Here is an 18,678-nt window from a genome sequence, read left to right on the forward strand (position 1 = left end):
CTCTCAAGTTAATCCCAATCTTTATATGTTTCGATCGCTTTATCAACATGCAGGTTATTTTTCGAAGCGACTTGGGGTTTGTAAGTAAACGTTTTTAACGCTTCTTGTAAAGATACAAAGGTAAAGCCATGTTCTTTATAGAGATTAATAATATCAGGGAGCGTATAGGCGTTTAACAGATTTGCATGAATTAATAAGATTTGCGCCTGGTCAGGGTTATGGGCTCGACGGCTTCGCTCTTGTGCTTTTAAAGTTTGCTGCCAAATAAAATCTAGATACTGTGGTTTTAATTCATTTAGGTAGTTTTCGCGGGCTTCTTCTGGTACGGCGACTAATTTGCGATTAAATAAGAAATCTCTACTATCAATAGTAATTGGCGCAATTTGATAATTATTATCCACCAAGTATTGCATAACTTTTTCTTTTTTTTCGCCTGAGCCTGTCGCTAAATAAGGAAAGCGAAAGTATTTAGGCTCAGTCAATATCGGTAATAAGAGTTGGTCAGCTAGCTCTATTTCTTCAAGATAAGCTTCGGTATTTACTTTATTTAAATTAGCATGTGAAACAGTGTGATTTCCTAATCCAAAGCCTGCGTCACGAAATTTCTGCAACATTGTCCAATTACTGCTCTGTATATCTCCTGCAACAATAAATCCTGTGGCCGGTACGGCATATTCTTTTAATGTCGAGAGAATCATATTCAGATGAAAATTCTTTTTATTGCCGACAAAAGGCAAATCATCAATGGTGAGAGCAATTTCTCTATTTGCAGCAAAGCTTTGGTTTAAGCTTAACAACAATAAGATAAGGAGGGTAAATTTTCTTAACAATTTAATTCTCATAAAGTATAGCGTTATACGTCCTTGCAATCTCGCTTAGTCATGTACTTCAATGCATGTTCCTTCGCCCACTCACTTGGCCTTATCTAAGCTTAGTGAGCAACGCCATAGGATTAAGTAGTACGATAAATGTTTTATTCTAGCAAAAATTAATCTAAATGACGTTGATTTATTGCTTTTATATTGCAATTTTCAATAATATTTACAGTACGTAGGAATTATTTTTGCTTATGCTGGCAATTTATTGTTTAATAAAACCAAAGAAAATGCCCATATCACCATACTTGCAAGCAAGCTTAAGTCTTTAGATTTAATAAATCTAACTTAAGTATGCAGGAAGTTAATAGGAGTACAAATAGGATTATGGCTAAAATATGTATTACAGGACTTACCCTCCTTTCTTTGACAATGGCCGCACAGGCTAATGACACGGCAGTTGGCGGTAGTGGTGCTTCTCCTTATCCGGTTGAGCAACCTAATATTAAGATGGTTGCTGAGAAAATAATAATAACTGGGCAAGATCTCAATAAAGAAAATATGCGGGGGGCTTGGGATTATGATTGTAGTTTTGTGTTTAAAAATACCTTAAACCAACCCATATCTCTACAAATGGGTTTCCCTTTTCCAATTAATGATAAAGAAACGATGGTTGCGATTCCGGCAGGACAGCATTCAAAGCCAGGCGACGCGCTTGTTTATAATTTTACAGCGCGAGCTAATAACAAGCTTCTTCCCGTAAAAAGGCAGAAAATTACAGCTAATATCGAGAAAGATTTATTTTATCGGGATGCATACATTTGGAAATTCACCTTTTCGCCGCTTGAAACGGTGGCTATTAAGCATAATTATGAAACGGGCGCAACGTTTGATGTCATGGGTTTTCACTTTGTATCTTATGTATTAAAGACGGGCAAGTTATGGCAAGGTGGCCGTATTGGACGCACGGAGATAGAGGTGATACCTAATACCCCGACTCGCTTATGTAGCGAGGTTAATAAAGATGCCCAGTATACTAAACCAAAGCCTAAGGGAATAAAAATTATAGGGAAAGGGAAGAATAGGCGCTATGTTTGGAATTTAAAGAATTTTGCACCGACCGAAGACTTATCCTTGTGTTTACAAACAGGTAAAAACTATATTCGTTATCGCGTTATTTATCCTTTGCTGCAAGAAGATTTATCTCGTTTACATGCCATGACCAAAGAGCAATTAGCGTTAATAAGAAATACAATTTATGCTCAGTATGGGCGAGTTTTTGATACGCCTAAATTACAAGCTTATTTTAAGCGCCAATGGTGGTATGAACCGAATGCGCATTACTCAGATAATTTGTTAACGCCAGAAGATCAAAAACTTTTATCTGTTATAAAACAACTAGAAGCTAAAAAAACTTAACGTTACAGAGACATAGTTGCGTTTAATCAGTTGCATGCCCCTTTGCTTAAAAGAGGCATGTATAAAAATTGATTAGACTTTTGTAAATCCTAGCAACCCTTAGTGGCTAGAAAACCATTTAGGCGTAATCGAGTAGGGATTGAGATTATAAATACTGGTTGATGGTTCTTGTTCAGTGGGTGCTGTCTTTTTACTTGAAAAAAAGCTTTGTGGTTGATTAATTGAACTGCCTAATGCTGGTTTTGCATTTGGCTCATTGGCTTTATGTAGCTGTGCTGTAACCTGCGCTTTCATAGCTTGTAATTTTTGTTGACTATCTTTTAAATCTTTCACGTCATTAATTAAGTCATTGCGTTTATGCATGGTATTTGCATGTAATACATCAAAAAAGTTAAGGTGTGCCTTTTTATTTTCTTGCGCGCTTCTCTGAATTGCCAGGATTTCTAAGGCCAGATCTCGAAAATTTATAGGCCTGTTTTGATTGATTGGCTGTACAAACGAGTTATCTTTAACAAACCCTACGTCGCCAGTATCGCTAGCGATTGGATAATTTTGTCTAGCAGCTGTATCAAAAGTAACTTTTAAATTATTCAATTGTTGACGTAATTGATGCGATTGACTCAATATTGGCGCGGCTTCTCTACTACGATGTTTTTCAATTGCTTGAATAATTTGACTGATTTTAGCATCTGCTTGATGAAAATGATGAGTGTGATCAGGAAACATGGCCTGTTGTGATAAATCATCATCATAACTGGCTAAATCCCTATTTAAGCCATCAAAATCAGTCAGAATTGTAGTAAGATCATCAAAATGTTGTGTAGTTGATTGTCTATCTGCGACGATTTCTGTTAATTTGTTCTCAACTTTGGTTAACTCAGTTGTTTTAGCTTCTAAGGCTCGGTTTAATTCATATTCGAGTTTGCCAATCGATTCCAGTAAGGCCAATAATTGAACTGGATCGTCGTAATTAGCATTATTTGTTTTTTGATTATTGGCTAAAATCTTGTCAATTTGTAATTGAGCTTCATCACAAAGCTTTTTAAATTTCTCATCTTCTTTGTGAGCCAGCTTAAGGAGTAAGTAAGCTAATAAGCGTTGCTGTTCTGCTTGCTCTTGCGAGATTTGTCTAGATAAATTATCTTCTTGCTCAACTATCTTGATTAATTCTTCACGTACCAGCTCACGTACGGTTTCTCCCGCAGAGGTTTTTAAGAACGTAAGAACTTGGGTTGAATTTTGCAAGCCAAATTGACTTAAAAGCTCTTCTTTACCTGTAACATCAGGGGTTGTTAACGTATCAACCAGCCAGTTATGTAATGCGAGCTCATTTAATTCTACTTGCGTACCGTTAGCATTCGTTAACAATAAAGGGCTATTTTGCGCTAGTAAGGCGTGTTCAGCAGAGGAAGATAACCCGTGGGCCATAGTTTAGTCTCAAGAAGTGAATTAAACTAATTATATCAGATAAATTTGCTTCCAAGCAATACTTTTTGTATAAATATATATCAAAGTGGTTGTGTAGGTTAACTTTTAGCTAAATTAACTGTTTTAAGAAGGATAGAAACTAAGATGTCACCGGAAGACATGCATAAAGCGATCGAAACTAAACAATGGCAGCTCTTGCAGCTTTATAATTTTTTTCGTCTGTTTTGTGTGCTAATTTTTCTAGCTATTTCTTTATATCAACCTGATCTAATTCAATCAGGGGGATATTTTAACCTATTATCAGGTTACTTACTATTCAGTTTAATCTGCCTTTTTGTTACAAAAATCAAGCTTATACATTTTGAGAATCAAGTTTTATTGTTTGGCATGTTAGACATCTTATTCATTGTGGGCTTAATTAGTTTTATTGGTGGTTTGCGCTCAAGTTTTACCATTTTATTAAATGTTACTATTGCCGCTTTAAGTATACTTGTACCAGGTACCTTGGTTCTTTTTTTTGCAGCTTTTGCGAGTACCGTACTATTAATAATTAGCTTTATTGAATCCAGTTATGGGGAAACACCATTCTTGATTTCCTTTTATATAAGTGGATTACATGGCATTAGTCTTTTTGCAACAGCTATTGCTGTTTGGTATTTAGCCTATCGAGTGCGTATCAGTGAAACCATTGCTTACCGGCATGGTAGAGAATTAGCGGGCATGCAGCAAATTAATGAATACATTATTGAACGTTTATACTCAGGTGTTATCTATGTGGATTTAGACCGCTTTGTATATTTTATTAACTCAGCAGCGAAGCAATTTTTTAATATTGAACTAACCGAAGAAATTACGGAATTAAAGCAATTATCTGCTGCCTTAGATGAAAAATGCTTGCAATTTCTACAGAAAATTAAACTCGATAATAGGCCAGTGCAAACAGTAATGGAGGTGCCCTATTTACGAATCCATTTCTTTGCATCCTCAGTTGGGCCAAAAACAGCAGTGCTTATCTTCTTAGATGATTTATCAGCTATCGCCCAACAAGCTCAACAATTGAAGTTATCTTCTTTAGGGCGTTTTTCAGCGAGCATTGCGCACGAATTAAGAAATCCACTTGGCGCTATCTCGCATGCGGTGCAGCTTATGGGTGAGGCAAGTCAATTAAGTGCAGAAGATTTACGTATGAAGCAATTAATTATTAATAATTGTAATCGCATGAATGGCGTTATTAAAAATGTGCTGCAATTATCAAGAAGAGAGCCTCCGCATCCGCAGGTAATCGATTTTATTCCTTTTATTAAGCAATTTAAGCAGGATTTTTGTGTCTATAATCAATGTAATATGATTATAGAAAAAATAGGAGCGGCATCTGTGGAATTTGTTTTTGATAAAAGTCAATTAGAGCAAATTTTAGTCATCCTTTGTGAAAATGCGATTCAACATGGCAGCGTTAATAATCAGACGCTGATTACTATAAATATGAAAAAGACTCATCTAAAAACAGAAATTATGGTTGGTGACCAAGGGCCGGGGGTGCCAGCTCATTTAAAAGACGCTATTTTTGAACCTTTTTTTAGTACAAAACGTACAGGATTTGGGATGGGATTATTTATTGCTAAAGAGCTTTGTGAAATAAACCAATCTAGGCTTGAATTAATACCATCCGAACAAGGTTGTTGCTTTGCAATTATTATTGAACAAACAATCGGAACATTATAATGAGTAAGGCACGACTACTTGTCATAGATGATGAACCTGATATTTGTGAACTATTATGCCTAACCTTAATACGCATGGGATACGCCTGTGACTTAGCGCATACTTATCAGGAGGCTATTGCAAAGCTTAATACAACGACTAACTATTCACTTGTCCTAACGGATATGCGTTTGCCTGATGGGGATGGTATTGAATTAGTAAAGCATATTCAAAAAACAAAAAATCAATTACCCGTCGCTGTTATTACCGCTTATGGTAATGTAGAAGGTGCTGTAAATACATTAAAAGCTGGTGCGTTTGATTACTTATCTAAACCAGTTGATTTAAATCAATTAAAGGACTTAGTAAAAACTGCACTGGCCATGCAGGCAGAAGACAAGAAAGGGGGGTCAGATAAAGACGATGTTTTATTAGGTAAGAGCCTCGTTATGCAAGAATTGCGGAATAATATTGATAAGCTAGCTCGCAATCAAGCGCCTGTATTTATTTTAGGTGAGTCCGGTGTGGGTAAGGAATTAGTAGCCCAGCTTATTCATCGGCAAGGGCCACGCGCTGATAAACCATTTATTCCGGTAAATTGTGGTGCTATTCCTAGCGAATTAATGGAGTCGGAATTTTTTGGCCATAAAAAAGGAAGTTTTACCGGTGCAATTGCTGATAAATGTGGCCTTTTCGTAGCAGCTAATGGTGGTACGTTATTTCTTGATGAAATTGCTGAATTATCATTGCCTATGCAAGTTAAATTATTAAGAGCGATTCAAGAGAAAGCAATTAAGCCTATTGGTGAATATAATGAAATCTCAATTGACGTACGTTTGCTCAGTGCCAGTCACAAAAATTTACAGGATGAAATTCTAGCAGGACGTTTTCGCCAAGATCTATACTATCGTGTTAATGTTATTGAGCTACGCGTACCAACGCTTAGAGAACGCTTAGGCGATATAGCTATTTTAGCGAATCACATCTTAGCTAACTTAAGCCGCAAGCAGAATAGAACTATTTTGCCTTTAACGCCGGAGTGCATACAAAAACTACAAGCTTATCATTTTCCAGGAAATGTAAGGGAGTTAGAAAATATTCTGGAACGGGCAGTGGCCATGTGTGAAGGGAATACAATCACGCTTAACGATATACAACTACCACAAGCTACCCCGACTACCTTAGCTGCACAGCAGTTAAGTCCAAATTTAAATGCCTCTTTGTGCGAGCATGAAAAAGAGCTTATTCTTAATGCCCTAGAAAAGACTAAATGGAACCGCACCGCAGCGGCGAAGATTTTAGGAGTAAGCTTTCGCACACTACGTTATCGATTAAAAAAATTAGGCCTAGATTAGACTAGTTTATTAAGCTTTCTAAAGGCTCATCTATTTTGCTAATATCCGTTCTTTATCGGTTTTGCGTCAAATTTAGATTAATTTTTAGCCATATATTTTATATCTTCAATCATTGCTTCAGCGCGGGCGATTAAATACTGGTCTTTCTTAGCTAAGGCACGCGCCAATTTTAGCTGTCGCAATGCATCCCGCTGTCTACCTTGTAAAAGATGACATTGGGCTTCCGTAAAATACGCATAACCTTTTTGCTCAGCAGCAGCTTGGGCTTGCGCTAACTCTTCGCATAAAGGCAAATCATTTTTAAATTGTCTAAAACCTTTCAATAAGATGGTAACTGCCTGATCTGATTTACCAGCTAATCGTAATGTTTGCGCATAAGCCATTAAGGCAGCATAGTTTTCTGGGTAATTTAATTGTAATTCTTGTAATCTTTTTAATGAAGCCATAAATTGCTTACTGCCAGTTTCTGCTTGGGCCATCGCAATTTGATAAAAGAGATTGTTATTATCATTTTTGATCAATGGCATTAAATGTTGTTGGGCTTGTTGGTAATTATCGATTTTAATAAAAGAGATAGCATAGCCATATTGGCAGGCCGTATTTGAATTATGACGTTTACACTCGTGTTTATAATAAGTAAATAATTGTTGCGGGTTTTGGGTGACCGTTGTGCGAATGAGTTCTTTAAATAATTGGTAATCTAAATTATCTAAATATTTCTTATTTTTTAAATCAGCCGTACGACTTTCAGCTTCTGCAATGCGATCATCATCTAGAGGGTGGGTACGTAATATGGCTGGCAGATTAGCCGTATAGAAATAGCGTGAATGTTGTTGCAGCTTCTTAAAGAAATTAGCCATGCCTGTAGGATTTAATCCGGAACGAATTAGCATGTTAATGCCAATTCTATCTGCCTCTTTTTCATTAGCACGTATAAAATTAATATTGTCTTGAGCAAAGCCGGATAAAGAGGCCATTAATGCGCCGCTACCTAAGGTTGGGTTGACCGCGCCTAAAGCCACTGAAGCTAATAATGATGCAAGAAGGGGGATGCGCATTTGCTTTTCATGTTCTAGCAGGCGATATAAATGATGTAAACGCACGTGCGCTAATTCATGTGCCATAACGCCAGCAAGTTCACTTTCGTTTTCAGTCGCTAAAATAAGCTGTGAATTAAGGCCAATGTAACCGCCGGGGCCGGCAAAAGCATTTATCTCGTCGGATTTAACAATAAAAAAATAAGGCGAGAAAGAGGAATTTGAGCGTGTAAGTTGCCGGCCTAGATGATTAATATACTGATTTGCTAAAGGGTTGCGAACAATACTGTCAGATTGATTTATCTGTTGAACAAACTCTTTTTCTAATTCTTCGAGCTGTTTATTGGAATAAGGGGTTAAACAATAGGCATAATAGGTATGCAATTGTAAGCTAATGATAATAAGTAGAGTTTTGATTATCTTAAAGCGTTTAAGGATTTTGTTTTGGGCTCTTTGCTTCATAGGCTTTACTTTAAGTTGGATTTACTAAGCTTAGCTTGCATGCTGCTGTGGCAAACTCATATTAATTAGTTATCGCATACATTTAAAATTAATATATAACAAATATTAAGTTACATGCAATTTATGATATTGTTTCTACCTAATTTAAGTGTTTAATTTTTGCCCATAAATAGTTTAATTAGTTTCTAGATTAAGCATACTCTATGAAAATAGGTTTTCTCAAAATCCTCGAGGTCTCTACTCAATAATTGAATAATTTGTTATCATAGTCCCCTTTTTAAAGTGTTGTTTTAACTATGCACAAAGAGTTTATGATTGCCGCCCTTAAACAAGCTTGGCTAGGCCGAGGTGTTTGTGCGCCTAATCCTAGTGTTGGAGCGGTAGCTGTGCATGATAATCAAATTATTGCCAGCGCCTGGCATCAAGGCGCTGGCAAAGCACATGCAGAGCAAAGCCTTTTACAACAATTGCCGGCTAATTTAGATAATGTAACGTTATATGTCACGCTAGAACCCTGTAATCATTGGGGAAGGACGCCGCCTTGTGTTGCAGAAATTATCAATTCAAAAATTAACCGCGTTGTTTTTGGCTTTCGTGATCCAAACCCAGTCGTTGCTGCTAATGACACGCCACAAATTTTAAAAGCGGCAAAGATTAGCGTTGAACATTTTCCCTTGCCTGAAATTGATGAGTTCTATCAAAGCTATTTTTTTTGGACAAAAACTAAAAGGCCCTGGGTAACTGCTAAAATTGCGCAGACTTTTGATGGAAAAATTGCAGGCCCACAAGGTATGCGTGTATCATTATCAAATAAAATGTGCTGGGAGTTTACTCATCAACAACGTTCATATACGGATGTTATATTGACTACGGCACGCACTATTCGTCATGATAACCCAGCTTTAAATGTGCGCTTGCATGAAGTTTATACCAGCAAACCTATTGCTATTATTGACTCACAATTAGCGCTTACCGCAGATAAGCAAATTTTTACAACGGCGAAATATTGTCATATTTATCATGATGAATGTGTTGCAGTGAAGCAGCCAATCCCTAATTGCACCTATCATGCCATGCCAAGTCGTAATGGCCAATTAGATTTAGACGCTGTCATTAGCAAATTAGGCGAACTTGGTTATCATGATGTATGGGTAGAGGCAGGTGGGGCGCTTTTTTCAGCATTACATCAGCAATCATTAGTCCAAAAAACATACGTTTATCTTGTACCTAATTTACTAGGAGATGAAGCCATATCTGCTTATCAGGGTGATAATTTTTTTATCTACCCGCATCGAGTTTCTTGGCTTGCGCAAAAAGATAATGTGATTGCTTGTTTACTGTGGGAGAAGGCATGTTTACTGGATTAGTAGCACAGCAAGGGGAAGTCATTGTAAATGAAATTGGGAAAGTAGCCAATCGTTTGGTATTACGCTCATGTTTTAAAGAATTAGAACCGGGTGAAAGTATTGCTGTAAATGGGGTGTGCTTAACATTGCTTCCTGATAGTTTTGACTTGTTACAGTTTGATATTTCACCAGAAACATTAAGTTTAACGACGCTAAATAGATTAAAAAAGGGTGACAAAGTTAATTTAGAGCGCGCGATGCTAGCAAATAGTCGGTTTGGTGGGCATTATGTGAGTGGCCATGTTGACACCACGGCAGCTGTCTTAGGTATTATGCCTGTCGAAAATTTTCTTGAGATAACGCTAGGTGATTTTGGTAAAGTGGCTAATCTTTATCTACTGCCAAAAGGAAGCATTACCATAGAGGGCGTAAGCCTTACGATAAATACGGTTGCTAAAGAGGGTATTAAAATAATGCTAGTACCCCACACACTAGCAAATACAACACTCGGTCAAATGGAAATTGGTCAGCGAGTAAATGTGGAGTTTGATTATCTTACCCGGATTGTAGCACATCAGCTTACCGCTTCGGGGCAGTTAAAAGTTGAGGTTTAACATGACAAATTTTGCTACTATTGAGCAAGCCATTGCTACCTTGCAAGCAGGCCGTATGATCATCTTAATGGATGATGAAAATCGAGAAAATGAGGGCGATTTAGTTATTGCTGCTCAATTTGCGACCCCCGAGGCAATTAATTTTATGGCTCGTTTTGGGCGTGGGTTAATTTGTTTGCCTATGGCGCAAGAGTTAATTGATAGGTTGCATTTACCATTAATGGCTGCAAATAATCGTTCTCCTTATGGTACGGCTTTTACAATATCTATTGAAGCAGCCACAGGCGTTTCTACTGGCATTTCAGCACACGATAGAGCTCGCACGATACAAGTAGCAATTAATCCTGAAAGCGGTCCTGCTGATATTATTTCACCAGGTCATGTCTTTCCCTTAAGGGCTAGAGAAAAAGGGGTCCTTGAGCGGCCTGGCCAAACAGAAGGCAGTGTTGATTTAGCAAGACTAAGTGGATTGATCCCTGCTGCAGTCATTTGTGAAATTATTAATGATGATGGGAGCATGAGCCGACAGGGTGATTTAGTTACTTTTTCAGAACAGTATAATATTCCTTTAGTTACCATTAAGGATTTAATTGATTATCGCATTTGTCATGAAGAATTAGTTCAAGCTGCAGCGCAGTCAACTATTCCATTACATCAGCATGGCGACTTTTCAATGACAGTCTTTACCAATAAACTAGATAATGCTGAGCATTTTTGCTTAGTCAAGACGCCTAAGACTGCTAATCAAGTGCCTTTAGTACGTATTCATTCAGAATGCATTACTGGTGATGTTTTTGGCTCTTGTAAATGTGACTGTGGCATGCAATTGCAGCAATCTTTATCATTAATAAGCGAACAAGGTGGTATTTTAATTTACTTGCGTCAAGAAGGGCGCGGTATTGGGCTTGCCAATAAATTAAAAGCTTATGCATTACAAGATCAAGGTTATGATACGGTTGATGCCAATTTACAACTTGGTTTTCCTGCTGATGCCAGAAATTATGCCATTGCTTTTCAAATTTTAAAATTATTAGGTGTTGAAGCAGTACGCTTATTAACTAACAACCCTAAGAAAGTGCATGCTTTAGAGCGTTATGGTTTAATTGTTAGTGAGCGTATTCCTCTTACCATCGAACCGTCCCATGCTAATCGTGAGTATTTAAAGACCAAAAAGCTTAAGCTAGGCCATTTAATTACCATTGATTAGTTGAAGATAGCTTTATAGTCTTAACTAAAAATAAATGAAATTATTTAATAAATAAGTGCTGCTCACTTTAGTTTAAAAAATAAACAACTGGATAAGTTAAAGATTTAAAAATCAGATTACTTAGGAATTAGGTATTATTTCTTGCGTGATTTTGTTAAAATTTAGTCCCGTTTATATTTAAAATTGCTACAAGCGAATTAGCATTCTAAACGGGGTCTTTATGACAAAGTATATCTTCATTACCGGCGGCGTGGTTTCTTCATTAGGAAAAGGAATTGCAGCTGCTTCTCTGGCCGCAATTCTTGAAGCACGCGGCTTAAAAGTTACACTCATTAAACTTGATCCCTATATTAATGTTGATCCAGGCACAATGAGCCCTTTTCAACATGGCGAAGTATTTGTTACAGCTGATGGAGCAGAAACTGATTTAGATCTCGGTCATTATGAGCGTTTTGTACGCACAACCATGACTAAGCGTAATAATTTTACTTCGGGGAAAATTTACGAAACGGTAATCAAAAAAGAAAGAAGAGGGGATTACTTAGGCGGAACGGTACAAGTTATCCCACACATTACCAATGAGATTAAACGCTCTATTAAACTTGGCGCTGATGGCTTTGATATTGCTATGATAGAAATTGGCGGCACAGTGGGGGACATTGAATCGCTACCTTTTCTTGAAGCAATACGGCAGATGCGTATTGAGCTAGGTGTACAGCGTTCTTTGTTTATTCACCTAACCTTAGTGCCATACATCGCTACCTCAGGCGAGACAAAAACTAAGCCTACCCAGCATTCTGTAAAAGAATTGCGTTCTATTGGAATCCAGCCAGATATTTTAATTTGCCGTTCAGAGAAAGCATTGTCGGCAGCAGACCGTGCAAAAATCGCGCTTTTTACCAATGTTGAAAAAGAAGCCGTTGTTTCTCTAGAAGATGCTAAATGCATCTATCAAATTCCAATCATCCTCCATGAGCAAGGATTGGATGAAATTGTTATCAAGAAATTAGGGCTAGATTTAAAGCCTGCTGACTTAAGCGAATGGCAGGCCGTGGTTGAGGCGCAAGCTGTGCAAACTATGACTGTAAAAGTAGCTATGGTTGGTAAATACATTGAACTTAACGATGCTTACAAATCGATTAATGAAGCATTAGGTCATGCAGGTATTCATACGCAAACGAAGGTACAGATTGTTTATATTGATGCAGAGCTTATTGAAAAACATGATACAGAACTGCTAAAAAATATTGATGCTATTTTAATTCCAGGCGGCTTTGGCGAGCGAGGCATTGAAGGTAAAATTAAAGCAATACAATATGCACGTGAATCTAAAACGCCATTTTTAGGCATTTGTTTAGGCATGCAAACAGCTGTTATAGAATTTGCACGCAATGTAGCAGGCTTAGCTCAGGCAAATTCAACCGAATTTGATAAAAATACACCTCATCCTGTGATTGGTTTAATTACGGAATGGATGGAAGAAGATGGACGTGTTAATACACGTGATGAAAACACAGACTTAGGCGGTACGATGCGTCTAGGGGCACAATTATGCCAGCTTGAACCAGAATCTCAAGCGTATAAAATTTATAAAAAGCCAGCAATTATTGAGCGCCATCGTCATCGATATGAAGTAAATAATAAATTCGTTGAAGCGCTAATCACGAAAGGGCTAGTCATCTCGGGGCGCTCAAGTGATGGGGCGCTGGTTGAGATGATTGAATTAAATGATCATCCTTGGTTTATCGGTTGCCAGTTTCATCCAGAATTTACTTCAACACCGCGAGATGGTCATCCCTTGTTTGAGCAGTTTGTTATGGCTGCCCGCCTTCATCATGAGCAACAGGATAAAGCGATATGAAGCTATGTAATTTTGAAACAAGTTTAACAAGTCCTTTATTTTTAATTGCAGGCCCTTGTGTCATTGAAAGTGAGGAAATGGCACTAGAAACGGCTGGTTATTTAAAGGAACTTTGTCAGAGTTTACAAATTCCTTTTATTTACAAGTCTTCGTTTGATAAAGCGAATCGCTCATCAATTGCAAGTTATCGTGGCCCAGGATTTGAAAAAGGATTATTAATCCTTGAAAAAGTAAAGCATACGATAGGCGTGCCGGTTTTAACTGATGTTCATGAAGATACGCCTTTATTAGAAGTAGCAAGTGTTGTTGATGTATTACAAACACCAGCATTTTTATGCCGCCAAACTAATTTTATTCAAAATGTTGCTGCCATGGGAAAACCTGTAAATATTAAAAAAGGTCAGTTTTTAGCACCTTGGGAAATGAAACATGTTGTAGCTAAAGCTAAAGCAGGTGGGAATGAGCAAATTATGGTCTGCGAGCGAGGCGTTAGCTTTGGCTATAATAATTTAGTTTCCGATATGCGCTCTTTACAAATCATGCGTGAAACTGATTGCCCCGTTATTTATGATGCGACCCATTCTGTGCAATTGCCAGGTGGTAATAATGGTACCTCCGGTGGGCAGCGAGAATTTATTCCTGCTTTAGCACGTGCTGCGGTTGCAGTTGGTATTGCGGGAATTTTTATGGAAACTCACCCTAACCCCGATAAAGCGCTAAGTGATGGCCCTAATAGTTGGCCATTGCATGAAATTAAACCGTTATTGGAATCGTTAATTGAAATTGATAAGTTAGTTAAGGCGCATGCGCTATTATAAGCTTATTTATTGTTTATTGTAGCCTTGATGAACCAAGTGTAATCAAGGCCTTATAAGAATAGAACTTACAAATCGTTTGGATTAATTACTCCCCATATCCATTGGACTAATAGTGCACTCGTGGCTTAGCTGGCTTTCTAACTCCCGTAAGTGCGCTTGCTTTTGCTCTATATAGTTTTTTAAAGCCGAAAGCATTGGCTGCCCGCCACCACCACCCCCTCTTGTCCAAGTGCAAGCGGTGGAGTAACTAAAGCAAGCAAAATTGAAACCAAGCCCAGAATCAGCAAGTAAGGGAAAAAACTGTCCACCCTCAAGTTTAAAAGTCCGCCTAAATGAATTCTCATCCTCTAATACGTTATTTATGACCGAAGCATGTATTTGGGCATCATACGCGGTTACCTGCCTTTGCACATAACCAACAATTTTTTGCCAAAAAAGGTCACGGTTCTTCCAATTCAGCAAGACATTAAAATTAGCGATATAGGCTTTATGTACTGCGATTAAGTGCTTTAAATTAAAGTGCTTGCCCTGAGTAATTTTTTCTTGACAAGTTATTGCTCTTCTAAATGCTTCTAGCGCTGATTGCCCATGATCAGTATCATTGACAATAGCTATTGCAAGTTTATGATAGTAATCTTTTAGCGCTGCTGCAGAGACATCATCTTTATCATTTTCAATCCCATCAGGAAATTGCTCCTGAAATTGCCTTAAGGCTTCGCCTTCTTCTAAACTTTCAAAGTAGGGAAGTATCATCTCCCACATGGGTTTATCACCTGCACCGAGCGCTGCTTGAAAGGCTGTTCCTATAATAGTCCGCCCACTATAATCCAGCGTTTCTTGGCGAATTAATAGTAACTCTGGGTTTTTCTCTAACATCCTTTGCGCTTCATCTTGCTCGCCTAATACTACATGGGCCAATAGTTTTTGAGCTTCTCGCTGCAAAAGCTCGGGAGCTACGGTAGAGTAGAGTGTTTTTGAAGTTAAAGAAAGACTTAACAAATCTTCTTTCTTAAAAAAGGTTGGATTAAATCCCTCTGAGTAAATTTGTAAAATAGAAAATACTTCTTCTAACCTTGATAGGTCTTTTATAGTTGAATCATTTTCACTAAGAGGTATGTTTTTTGAATACATGATGTCATTTTGTTAATTAAAATAACATATTGTACTTTTGCATTATATATAGATGCAAATAAAAACTTATTCTCCTCGTGTTATAATACAATTAATTCGAGCATGTCTAAAAAGTATATTGACTAAAAAATATAGAATTGTTTAAAAGTATTGCTAAAATAATAGAATAATTTTTTCTGTATGTTGCTTAATGAAATAAATGATTTTTATAAAAAAACCCCGGCAATTTGCCGGGATGAGTAGCGGAGAAAGGGGTTAGTCGCGGCCTGAAAAAGCGCTTAATAGTTGTAATAAACTGATAAAGAGATTGTAAATTGAAACAAACAGTGACACGGTTGCTGAAATGTAATTTGTCTCGCCACCATGAATAATTTCACTTGTTTGGAACAAAATTAATCCTGAGGAAATCAGTACGAAAGCTGCTGAAATAGCTAACTGTAGAGCTGGTATTTGGAAAAACATGCCAGCAATCATAGCTAGAAGAGCTACCATAACGCCTATAAATAAGAACCCGCCTAAAAAGCTAAAGTCCTTACGGGTAACAAGGGCATAGCCTGATAGAGCAAAGAAAATCATGCCGGTGCCACCTAAGGCTGTTGCTACTAATTGTGCGCCATTAGAATAGTTTGCCATAATTAAGTTAAGGATGGGGCCCAAGGTATAACCTAGGAAGCCTGTAAAAGCAAATACGCTAATTAAACCTAGCGCACTGTTTCTTAAAGCATGGGTTAAAAACATAAGTCCATAAACCCCAACGATCATTAAAAGGGGATTCATTGGTCTAACTTGCCATGCAAAAGCCATGTAGGCAGTCAGCGCACTAAATAAAAACGTCATACTAAGTAGTAGATACGTATTACGTAATACCTTATTGGTTGCTAGTACCGATTCATTGCGCTGGCTTAAAATCGTTACATCATTCTGTTTCATATATCGCTCCAAAATAATTTATACTGTTATTGTAGCATATGTATGGTTAATTATTAGGTTTTTCAAGTCTATACATACTTAAAACACCAAGCAAGAGGTAAACTGCTTAACCTTTGGAAATTCATTCCATAAGAATGAAAGAATTCAACCAACCTGAGCTAAATTATGACTAAAGTGGCTGTTGTACAAATGACTTCCTCAAGCTCGATTGCAGCTAATTTAAGTATAGTAGAAAAATTGCTGTATCAGGGGGCCAAAGAGCATGTTAATCTGGTTATTTTACCAGAAAATTTTGCTTTTATGGGCAAAAATGAAACAGAAAAATTTAACATAGCGGAGCCGTTTGGCGAGGGGAGGATTCAACAGGCAATAAGTCAATTTGCTAAAGAGTATAATGTATGGATTGTTGCGGGCACTATACCAATTAAAACAACTACCAAGCGCACGCGCTCATCATGCTTAGTTTTTGATAATAAAGGTTTATGTGTTGCAAGATATGATAAAATTCATTTATTTGATGTAGATGTTTCAGAAAAGGAAACTTATCTTGAATCAGCAACGGTTGAGCCAGGAGAAGCATCTGTCGTCGTTGATACGCCTATTGGCCGATTAGGATTAAGCGTTTGTTATGATGTGCGTTTTCCGGAATTATACCGCCAGTTAGAAAAAAAGGGAGCACAATTATTTGCTATTCCTTCTGCGTTTACCGCCATAACAGGTCTTGCGCATTGGGATGTATTGCTGCGTGCTCGTGCTATAGAAAATTTATGTTATGTTTTAGCCCCAAACCAAGGAGGGAAACACGAGAATGGCCGCCATACTTATGGTCATAGCATGATTATTGATCCCTGGGGGAAGGTATTAGCGCAACAAACAGTTGATCCTGGTATAATAGTAGCAGCGATTGATTTAGAACAGTTAAAAAAGCTAAGGCAAAGATTCCCTTGTAATCAGCATCACGTATTATAATAATTTAGATTAAAGGAAGGCTTTAACTTTGTATAATTTATAAGCTTAAGGCGAATTTTAACTCATGCTTTAAGCATGAGCTTGCATTAAATAGGTAGACTATTATGACTCAGGCATTGGCTATTGCTAAAGATATTATTTTAAAACCTGCATCTCTTGATGAATCAGCAATTGAAAAATTATTGCAATCATTTAGAGGACGACACATCGATGATGCTGATCTTTATTTTCAAAGTAGTATTTATGAATCCTGGTATTTAGAAGATTCAGAAGTAAAAAGTGGGAGTTATTCTATTGATAGAGGCGTAGGTATACGAGCTATAAGCGGTGATAAGACAGGCTATGCTTACTGCGATGATATTATGTTATCTGCTATTGAAAGAGCAGCAAATGCTGCCCGCTCCATTGCTTTAACCACAGCAGCGCCTATTCAAGCAATCGCAGTTAAAGGTACAACCTTAGCTAGGTATGCAGGAATAAACCCTATAGAAAGCTTAACTAAACAAGAAAAAATTTCATTACTCGAAGCAATTGATAAAGAAGCAAGGCGATTAGACCCACGAGTCATTCAAGTTAATGCATCCTTAAACGGTTGTTATGAAGCAGTGATGGTCGCCGGTTTACACGGTGATTTGGTCGCCGATATAAGACCATTAGTTAGTGTTAATGTAAGTGTTATTGTAGAAGATAGCAAAGGACGTCGTGAAGCAGCGCGTTCAGGCGGCGGTGGCCGGGTGGCGTATTCTTATTTTTTACAAGAGGAAATGGCATTAAAGTATGCACGAGAGGCGGTGCGAGAAGCGTTAATGAATCTAGATGCTGAAGCAGCACCTGCCGGAACTATGCCTGTGGTGCTTGGCCCAGGCTGGCCTGGGGTGTTATTACACGAAGCAGTTGGCCATGGCTTAGAAGGAGATTTTAACCGTAAAGGCTTGTCTGCTTTTTCAGGTAAACTTGGCCAACAAGTAGCCGCAAAGGGCGTGACAGTTGTAGATGATGGTACGTTACCTAACCGCCGTGGTTCGTTAACGATTGATGATGAAGGCACGCCTAGCCAATGTACGACCTTAATTGAAGATGGCAAGTTGGTTAATTACATGCAGGACAAACTAAATGCCCGTTTAATGGGTATGCAGCCTACTGGAAATTGTCGTCGTGAATCCTATGCGCATCTACCTATGCCACGTATGACTAATACGTATATGTTGGCAGGCCAAGATGATCCAGAAGAAATCATCCGTTCAGTAAAACAAGGCCTGTATGCTGTTAATTTTGGTGGGGGCCAAGTAGATATTACTTCAGGCCAATTCGTATTTTCTGCTAGTGAAGCTTACTTAATTGAAAATGGGAAAGTAACAAGGCCTGTGAAGGGTGCAACCCTTATTGGTAATGGCCCAGATGTCATGAAAAAAATTAGCATGATAGGCAATGACTTATCCTTAGATGCGGGCATCGGCGTTTGTGGAAAAGATGGTCAATCCGTGCCAGTAGGCGTAGGGCAGCCTACCTTAAAAATTGACGCACTCACTGTAGGCGGCACGCGTTAGGCGAACAGTTTGGTAGGTTGGGCTAAGCAACACGCAGC

The 18,678-nt window shown here is 38.0% G+C and carries 15 protein-coding genes; 10 read left to right on the forward strand and 5 right to left on the reverse strand.

Translation table 11 applies throughout. The features are described from left to right. Positions 1-8 precede the first annotated feature (8 nt). Positions 9-842 (reverse strand): polysaccharide deacetylase family protein, encoded by an 834-nt coding sequence (locus tag DYE47_RS05660; protein ID WP_115302335.1) that lies wholly within the window; start codon positions 840-842, stop codon positions 9-11. Between the two features lie 360 nt (positions 843-1,202). Here DYE47_RS05660 and DYE47_RS05665 point away from each other — a divergent pair, with 360 nt between their 5' ends. Beyond that, complete coding sequence (locus DYE47_RS05665; protein WP_160149858.1) at positions 1,203-2,234, forward strand: YARHG domain-containing protein; 1,032 nt, start codon at positions 1,203-1,205, stop codon at positions 2,232-2,234. Between the two features lie 99 nt (positions 2,235-2,333). Here the strand turns inward: DYE47_RS05665 and DYE47_RS05670 are convergent, their stop codons facing one another. Further along, positions 2,334-3,662 carry a hypothetical protein gene (locus DYE47_RS05670; RefSeq protein WP_115302337.1) on the reverse strand — a complete coding sequence of 443 codons (1,329 nt, stop codon included), beginning with the start codon at positions 3,660-3,662 and terminating at the stop codon, positions 2,334-2,336. Between the two features lie 144 nt (positions 3,663-3,806). Between DYE47_RS05670 and DYE47_RS05675 the strand changes: the two genes are divergently transcribed. Together DYE47_RS05675 and DYE47_RS05680 are read left to right on the forward strand one after the other, a co-directional pair. Beyond that, on the forward strand, positions 3,807-5,384 hold the full coding sequence (locus tag DYE47_RS05675) for a sensor histidine kinase (protein WP_115302338.1): 1,578 nt from the start codon (positions 3,807-3,809) through the stop codon (positions 5,382-5,384). Beyond that, positions 5,384-6,718: a sigma-54-dependent transcriptional regulator gene (locus DYE47_RS05680; protein WP_115302339.1), complete on the forward strand. Its 1,335-nt coding sequence runs from the start codon at positions 5,384-5,386 to the stop codon at positions 6,716-6,718. Before DYE47_RS05675 ends, DYE47_RS05680 begins: the two co-directional genes overlap by 1 nt. Before the next feature lie 77 nt (positions 6,719-6,795). Here the strand turns inward: DYE47_RS05680 and DYE47_RS05685 are convergent, their stop codons facing one another. Continuing rightward, on the reverse strand, positions 6,796-8,217 hold the full coding sequence (locus tag DYE47_RS05685) for a M48 family metalloprotease (RefSeq protein WP_115302340.1): 1,422 nt from the start codon (positions 8,215-8,217) through the stop codon (positions 6,796-6,798). Between the two features lie 296 nt (positions 8,218-8,513). Here DYE47_RS05685 and ribD point away from each other — a divergent pair, with 296 nt between their 5' ends. The 5 genes from ribD to kdsA all read left to right on the forward strand — a co-directional run bounded on the left by ribD (position 8,514) and on the right by kdsA (position 14,063). Further along, entirely contained in the window at positions 8,514-9,584 is a 1,071-nt protein-coding gene (gene ribD / locus DYE47_RS05690) for a bifunctional diaminohydroxyphosphoribosylaminopyrimidine deaminase/5-amino-6-(5-phosphoribosylamino)uracil reductase RibD (protein ID WP_115302341.1), read from the forward strand. After that, complete coding sequence (gene ribE / locus DYE47_RS05695; RefSeq protein WP_115302342.1) at positions 9,569-10,177, forward strand: riboflavin synthase; 609 nt, start codon at positions 9,569-9,571, stop codon at positions 10,175-10,177. Before ribD ends, ribE begins: the two co-directional genes overlap by 16 nt. Position 10,178: 1 nt before the next feature. Next, positions 10,179-11,384, forward strand: coding sequence for a GTP cyclohydrolase II (gene ribA / locus DYE47_RS05700; protein ID WP_115302343.1), 1,206 nt, complete (start codon positions 10,179-10,181; stop codon positions 11,382-11,384). Positions 11,385-11,604: 220 nt separating this feature from the next. Further along, a complete protein-coding gene (locus DYE47_RS05705; RefSeq protein WP_115302344.1) occupies positions 11,605-13,245 on the forward strand; it encodes a CTP synthase in 1,641 nt (546 codons plus the stop codon). Next, on the forward strand, positions 13,242-14,063 hold the full coding sequence (gene kdsA, locus DYE47_RS05710) for a 3-deoxy-8-phosphooctulonate synthase (RefSeq protein ID WP_115302345.1): 822 nt from the start codon (positions 13,242-13,244) through the stop codon (positions 14,061-14,063). The genes DYE47_RS05705 and kdsA overlap by 4 nt, the downstream gene beginning before the upstream one ends. Before the next feature lie 81 nt (positions 14,064-14,144). Here kdsA and DYE47_RS05715 read toward each other — a convergent pair whose 3' ends face one another. Both DYE47_RS05715 and DYE47_RS05720 read right to left on the reverse strand, forming a co-directional pair. Continuing rightward, entirely contained in the window at positions 14,145-15,194 is a 1,050-nt protein-coding gene (locus DYE47_RS05715) for a hypothetical protein (protein ID WP_115302346.1), read from the reverse strand. Positions 15,195-15,449: 255 nt separating this feature from the next. Further along, complete coding sequence (locus DYE47_RS05720) at positions 15,450-16,124, reverse strand: Bax inhibitor-1/YccA family protein (RefSeq protein ID WP_115302347.1); 675 nt, start codon at positions 16,122-16,124, stop codon at positions 15,450-15,452. 165 nt (positions 16,125-16,289) lie between these two features. Here DYE47_RS05720 and DYE47_RS05725 point away from each other — a divergent pair, with 165 nt between their 5' ends. Both DYE47_RS05725 and tldD read left to right on the forward strand, forming a co-directional pair. Then, entirely contained in the window at positions 16,290-17,093 is an 804-nt protein-coding gene (locus DYE47_RS05725) for a carbon-nitrogen hydrolase family protein (protein ID WP_115302348.1), read from the forward strand. Positions 17,094-17,197: 104 nt separating this feature from the next. After that, positions 17,198-18,640 (forward strand): metalloprotease TldD, encoded by a 1,443-nt coding sequence (tldD, locus tag DYE47_RS05730; RefSeq protein ID WP_115302349.1) that lies wholly within the window; start codon positions 17,198-17,200, stop codon positions 18,638-18,640. Positions 18,641-18,678: the final 38 nt, after the last annotated feature.

Origin of the sequence: Legionella beliardensis (assembly GCF_900452395.1) — a bacterium.
GTDB lineage: Bacteria > Pseudomonadota > Gammaproteobacteria > Legionellales > Legionellaceae > Legionella_C > Legionella_C beliardensis.

What these genes read in the sequence shown, in the direction of transcription:
- DYE47_RS05705 (WP_115302344.1), top strand. Translation starts at nt 11,605, where the DNA reads ATGACAAAGTATATCTTCATTACCGGCGGCGTGGTTTCTTCATTAGGA.
- DYE47_RS05680 (WP_115302339.1), top strand. Translation starts at nt 5,384, where the DNA reads ATGAGTAAGGCACGACTACTTGTCATAGATGATGAACCTGATATTTGT.
- DYE47_RS05670 (WP_115302337.1), bottom strand. Translation starts at nt 3,662, where the DNA reads ATGGCCCACGGGTTATCTTCCTCTGCTGAACACGCCTTACTAGCGCAA.
- DYE47_RS05665 (WP_160149858.1), top strand. Translation starts at nt 1,203, where the DNA reads ATGGCTAAAATATGTATTACAGGACTTACCCTCCTTTCTTTGACAATG.
- ribD (WP_115302341.1), top strand. Translation starts at nt 8,514, where the DNA reads ATGCACAAAGAGTTTATGATTGCCGCCCTTAAACAAGCTTGGCTAGGC.
- ribA (WP_115302343.1), top strand. Translation starts at nt 10,179, where the DNA reads ATGACAAATTTTGCTACTATTGAGCAAGCCATTGCTACCTTGCAAGCA.
- ribE (WP_115302342.1), top strand. Translation starts at nt 9,569, where the DNA reads ATGTTTACTGGATTAGTAGCACAGCAAGGGGAAGTCATTGTAAATGAA.
- DYE47_RS05715 (WP_115302346.1), bottom strand. Translation starts at nt 15,194, where the DNA reads ATGTATTCAAAAAACATACCTCTTAGTGAAAATGATTCAACTATAAAA.
- DYE47_RS05685 (WP_115302340.1), bottom strand. Translation starts at nt 8,217, where the DNA reads ATGAAGCAAAGAGCCCAAAACAAAATCCTTAAACGCTTTAAGATAATC.
- DYE47_RS05720 (WP_115302347.1), bottom strand. Translation starts at nt 16,124, where the DNA reads ATGAAACAGAATGATGTAACGATTTTAAGCCAGCGCAATGAATCGGTA.
- kdsA (WP_115302345.1), top strand. Translation starts at nt 13,242, where the DNA reads ATGAAGCTATGTAATTTTGAAACAAGTTTAACAAGTCCTTTATTTTTA.
- DYE47_RS05660 (WP_115302335.1), bottom strand. Translation starts at nt 842, where the DNA reads ATGAGAATTAAATTGTTAAGAAAATTTACCCTCCTTATCTTATTGTTG.
- DYE47_RS05675 (WP_115302338.1), top strand. Translation starts at nt 3,807, where the DNA reads ATGTCACCGGAAGACATGCATAAAGCGATCGAAACTAAACAATGGCAG.
- tldD (WP_115302349.1), top strand. Translation starts at nt 17,198, where the DNA reads ATGACTCAGGCATTGGCTATTGCTAAAGATATTATTTTAAAACCTGCA.
- DYE47_RS05725 (WP_115302348.1), top strand. Translation starts at nt 16,290, where the DNA reads ATGACTAAAGTGGCTGTTGTACAAATGACTTCCTCAAGCTCGATTGCA.